Consider the following 1,802-nt stretch of genomic DNA (forward strand, 5'->3'; position numbering starts at 1 on the left):
ACCAGCACTCCTTACGCGACTGCTGAGCAAGGTCTGTTGAACAGTATTCATGATATTGGCGTACTTAATGGCAAGTTCGGCATTATGCCTACCTCAACGATACCGTCATTTCACGCTGTCGGGCGTCGTTGGGTGTTCCTCAGTCCGTTGTTGGGGAACTCAGATTATTATGCCTTTCCATTACCCGGAGATTTTGATGCCTGGATCGAAGCCATTGAACGTCCTGATTTTGGCTGGAGTGGTTTGAGGGATTGGGGAGATGTTGAGTTTTATGGCTCCATGAAAAGTGGTCTTGGTTCCAAAGACTCTAAAACCTGGGGTTACACTCCTGAGGTTTTACAGCGGTTAAGTTTTGCCAATGCCATGTGTGAAAACCTGCTGGCAGCTGTTTTGTTAAGGTCACGCTTGCGCCGGGACTCCCCGGATTATTTTTATCAGAATCCAAAGACACTGAAAGAGACAGAAAACTTTATTGAGCAGCTACTTAACGAATACCTTTCGGGTCTGTTTGCAAAAGAAATAGAAGTACAACCCAAGCCAAGATTGCAAAAAATTATGCAGCTTGACGATGGTAAATACCGTTCATGGTTGACTCGCACAGCTCAGGAGATTCTGTACTGGACTGCCCTGCAACCTGATGAGGTACCAGACCGTTGTGCATTTACCCCTTCCAGTGAGTGCTACTCAGAACACTTAAAGCGCACGGGGCATCTGGACAAAATACTGTACCCGAAACCTTTACATCCTTTGGACGCGCAGAAAGCATTTCCAAGAGACTTCCGTAATGACAACGATCAGCTCAATCTCGGTGCAGATAACGGAGTTTTTCCTCTGGTCAGTCTCGCCAAAGGACTTACGTTGTTTGCAAGCAAAATTTTTGCATTCGCAGACCAATACACAGAGGAGGGTAATAGAGAATGACGTTGATACACAGGGTGCGGATCAGTAATGATGATCGATTCGAAGAAAAAGCGGTAGCGATTATACCTGATTTTCACTTCATGATGCGTCCATTCCTTGACGGGTATATGGTGACGTTGCTATAGACTCAAAGAACCAACAAAAAAACCAAGACCTCCCGGATAAACGACAGGTCTTGGTTAGCGAGAATTCGTCTGGTTTTGACACAGCCTTGATATGGCTTTCAATAGCTCAGGGTAATCGTCGTAGAGTAATACCCTCCTCGTGATAGGTCGTTATCATGATACGCTGAATCCCAGTGTTTAATTAGATGGTTGGGGTCGCTACGTATCGTTAAATAGGGTAAGTCGCCACTTGCGTGCTTGTACCACCTTATGTCTGCCCTATGTCCATGAGCATCACTGACAACGAAATCGAACCAGGACCCATGCCATGCGCAGTGAAAAACCGACGAAGAATAGTATATATGCGTCACAGCCCCTGGCGAAACCCGGGTTCTAAGCCCATTGAAACCAATATCATCCATAGGATAATCTTCCATACAGTCACCATCATCCACGTGCCTGGCCAAGTAGCTGTTATCTGTATTGCTTTTAAAATATAAATTAGCGGTTGATGCCTGTGCAGCCCAACTGGTTACCACTGCAGCAATCAACACAGCGCAGCAAGGGTGTTCTTTCGGTCTCATGGTATTGACTCCAAAGAACAAGTTCATGCAGACAATTTGGCGTGTAGTCATGCAGAAGTATAAACCTACTATGAACAAGGGTAAGTGGCCAAACAACATACCGCTCATGGCTGACGTGCGCAGCTCAGGAAACCCTGTACTGGACGGCCATGCATCCAACACTTCAGGCTATTAACATTGTTTTTTGTTGCAC

The 1,802-nt window shown here is 45.9% G+C and carries 2 protein-coding genes; both read left to right on the plus strand.

Going from position 1 to position 1,802, the window contains the following annotated elements:
- Positions 1 to 921 (plus strand): hypothetical protein (locus KDK16_RS10950; protein WP_257276132.1); only part of this gene is annotated, 921 nt, incomplete at its 5' end.
- Positions 918 to 1,046, plus strand: a complete 129-nt coding sequence (locus KDK16_RS10955; protein WP_257255043.1) for a hypothetical protein — start codon at positions 918 to 920, stop codon at positions 1,044 to 1,046. The genes KDK16_RS10950 and KDK16_RS10955, both read left to right, overlap by 4 nt.
- Positions 1,047 to 1,802 lie beyond the last annotated feature (756 nt).

This window comes from Endozoicomonas sp. SESOKO4 (assembly GCF_024606275.1).